Consider the following 2,760-nt stretch of genomic DNA (forward strand, 5'->3'; position numbering starts at 1 on the left):
ACGCGTCGGGCTGGCACCTGCACCAGAGCCTCGTCGCGCCGGGCGGATCGAACGACTGCCCCACGACGGTCTCGGCGGGCTCGACGGCGGGCATCGCCGCCGCCTCCTCCGCCAGCCTGGCCTGGGCGCCGGACATGGTGCGCAACGGCAACTCCTTGATGAACAGCACGAAGACGAACGCCACCGCGAGCACGAACGCGACGAGGAGGAAGGCGAGCGTCATCGAGTCGGTGAACCCGACCAGGAACGGCCGGGCGAGCCGGGAGTCGATCTGCTGCAGGAAGGCGGAGTCGCTGAGCACGCCCGAGGACGTGGAGAGGTCACCGGACTGTGCCCCCTGCAGGATCTGCTGGTTGGCGGGGTTCGCCGCCACCGCGGGGTCCGCGGCCGCGGCGCGGAAGACCTGGCCGGCGTCGCCCTGGAACGCGTCGGTGATCTTGGTGCCCACCGTGGAGAACAGGACCGAGAGGAAGACGGCGGTGCCGAGCGTGCCGCCCATCTGCCGGAAGAAGGTCGACGAGGCCGTCGCCACGCCCATGTCCCGCGCGGGCACCGCGTTCTGCACGGCGAGCACGAGGGTCTGCATGCAGCAGCCGAGGCCGAGGCCGAACATCGCCATGTAGAGGTCGAGCTCCCACAGCGGGATGTCCCACGTGACCCGGAAGTGCATGAGCAGCATCGCGCCGACCATGAGCGCGGTGCCGATGATCGGGAAGATCTTGTACTTCCCGGTCTTCGAGGTCACCTGGCCGGAGACGATCGCGGCGACCATGATCCCGCCGACCAGCGGCAGCATGAGGAAGCCGGACTCGGTGGGGCTGGCCCCGTGCACGATCTGCAGGAACTGGGGCAGCAGCGCGATGCCGCCGAACATCCCCATCCCGACGATGATCCCGACCACGCTGGTCAGGCTGAACACGGAGTTGCGGAACAGCCGCAGCGGGATGAGCGCGTCGTCTCCCAGGCCCCGTTCGCAGAAGACGAACAGCACCAGACCGATCGCGCCGATGATGTAGCAGCCGATGGACCGGTCGGAGCCCCAGCCCCACTCGCGGCCCTGCTCGGCCACGATCAGCAGCGGCACCAGGCCGATGGTCAGGGTCAGCGCGCCGGGCCAGTCGATCCGGTGCGGCCGCTTGACGTGCGGCACGTTGAGCACCTTGGCCACGACGACCAGGGCGACGAGCCCGATCGGCACGTTGACCAGGAAGATCCAGCGCCAGCCGTCGATCCCGGCGATGGACTCCTGGCCGGAGAACAGCCCGCCGATGACCGGGCCGAGCACGCTCGACGTGCCGAACACGGCCAGGATGTAGCCCTGGTACCGCGCCCGCTCCCGCGGCGGCACGATGTCGCCCAGGATCGTCAGGGCCAGCGAGAAGAGCCCGCCCGCGCCGAGCCCCTGCACCGCGCGGAAGCCCGCGAGCATGTACATCGAGGTGGCGAAGGTGCACAGCACCGAGCCCACGATGAAGATCGAGATCGCGGTGAGGAACAACGGCTTGCGGCCGTAGATGTCCGAGAGCTTGCCGTAGAGCGGCGTGGTGATCGTGGCGGTGATGAGGAACGCGGTGGTGGCCCAGGCCTGCTGGGCCAGCCCGCCGAGGTCGTCGGCGATGGTGCGGATGGCGGTGGCGACGACGGTCTGGTCGAGCGCGGCCAGGAACATCCCGAGGGCGAGCCCGACCAGGATGGTGAGGATCTGCTTGTGGGTGAGCTCACCGCCCCGGTCGTCGGGGGCCTGCCGCGCGGGGGCGGCGGAGGTGGTCGGGGTGGTCAACGGGTGTCCCTCTCGTGCATCTTCTGCAGGTCGGCGACGAAGCGGCCGAACTGGTCGGCGAAGGCCTCGCGATCCTGTGGGGTCCAGTCGGCGAGCGCCTCGGCGAGGCGTTCGGCGCGGGTCCGGCGCTCGTGGTCGAGGACCCGGTCCCCGTCCTCGGTGACGGCGAGCAGGCTGGCGCGCCCGTCCTCGGGATCCGCCCGGCGTTCGACGAGCCCGGCGCGGACGAGCCCGGCGACCTGGCGGCTGACCGTCGACGGGTCCGCGCACATCGCGGCCGCGATCTCGCCGGAGCGCTGCGGCCCGTCCGCCGCCAGGCGGGCGAGCACCGGGAAGCTGGCGGAGTCGAGCCCGCGCATGGCGGGGCCGATCCGCTTGAGCAGCCGTACGAGCTGCACGACGTCGGCGACCAACCGGTCCGCGACGTCGAGGTCCTCCTGGATCACCGTCATGTCCTTTACCTGCTCTTTGCGTGTATCACGCAACGAGTTGTCGGCCGCAAGCATGGACCTCGGAGGGGCTCGGCGCAAACCGTTGCGTCCCGCATCGGACGTGATCCCCATGACGTCGCCGTCGGGCCGCCCCCTACTCTTTCCGCACGCGATCTCGGGAGGCGGAGCGCGCACGGATCGCCCGGGAGATGCACGACGTCGTCGCCCACCACATGTCCATGATCGCCGTGCGCTGTGAGACCGCGCCCTACCGGATCGGAGACCTCCCCGATCCGGCCCGTGCCGAGCTCGCCGAGGTCGCGTCCGCGGCGCGGGAGGCCCTCTCCGAGATGCAGGGGCTGCTCGGCGTCCTGCGCAGCACCGAACCCGGCACGGACGGGACCGAGCGGGCGCCGCAGCCCGGACTCGCGGACGTCGAGCCCCTGCTGGTCGACGCCCGGTCCGCCGGTGCGGCCCTGACCTGGGAGATCGTTGACCAGGCGCTCGGCGCGGTAGATCAGCCCGTCGTCGAACATCTTCTTGAACACG

Annotated in this window: 3 protein-coding genes; 1 reads left to right on the forward strand and 2 read right to left on the reverse strand. The window is 70.8% G+C overall.

Going from position 1 to position 2,760, the window contains the following annotated elements:
• A partial coding sequence (locus H5J29_RS28095; protein ID WP_181784006.1) for an MDR family MFS transporter occupies positions 1–1,780 on the reverse strand: 1,780 nt, incomplete at its 3' end.
• On the reverse strand, positions 1,777–2,232 hold the full coding sequence (locus H5J29_RS28100) for a MarR family winged helix-turn-helix transcriptional regulator (protein ID WP_181784007.1): 456 nt from the start codon (positions 2,230–2,232) through the stop codon (positions 1,777–1,779). The genes H5J29_RS28100 and H5J29_RS28095, both read right to left, overlap by 4 nt.
• A gap of 188 nt (positions 2,233–2,420) precedes the next feature.
• Between H5J29_RS28100 and H5J29_RS28105 the strand changes: the two genes are divergently transcribed.
• The coding region (locus H5J29_RS28105) for a histidine kinase dimerization/phosphoacceptor domain-containing protein (protein WP_181784008.1) at positions 2,421–2,760 on the forward strand (340 nt) is incomplete at its 3' end.

Origin of the sequence: Pseudonocardia pini (assembly GCF_013870575.1) — a bacterium.
Classification (GTDB): domain Bacteria; phylum Actinomycetota; class Actinomycetes; order Mycobacteriales; family Pseudonocardiaceae; genus Pseudonocardia; species Pseudonocardia pini.